The 435-nt window shown below is 48.0% G+C and carries 1 protein-coding gene; it reads left to right on the top strand.

Annotated elements, in window-relative coordinates:
• Positions 1–435: BCCT family transporter (locus A3757_RS05155; RefSeq protein WP_197469811.1), on the top strand; the 435-nt coding region annotated here is incomplete at both ends.

Genomic DNA, 435 nt, shown 5'->3' with positions numbered 1-435 from the left:
GCTGTAGCGCTGGGGAATGTTCCCACTACGATTGGTGCGTACCTTGAGAATATAATACCGCTTAGTAATCCGCACAATCGAGATGACGAAGCCTGGTTTCAAGGTTGGACGGTGTTCTATTGGGCCTGGTGGATATCATGGTCGCCTTTTGTCGGAATGTTTATTGCGCGTATATCTAAAGGCAGAACTATCCGCGAATTCCTCTGTGCCGTGCTACTCGTGCCAACCGCAGTGACTGTAATATGGATGTCGGTCTATGGTGGTATTGCCATCGATCAAGTTGTGAACGGTGTCGGTGAGCTTGGAGCAAATGGTCTAACGGATGTCCCGCTTGCCATGTTTCAGATGTTCGATGAGCTGCCCATGAGTCAGCTTCTATCGATGATCGCTATTCTCCTTGTATTGGTATTCTTTATTACTTCTTCCGATTCAGGG

It is taken from the genome of Oleiphilus sp. HI0117 (assembly GCF_001635235.1).
This window is presented reverse-complemented; position numbering and strand designations above follow the sequence as displayed.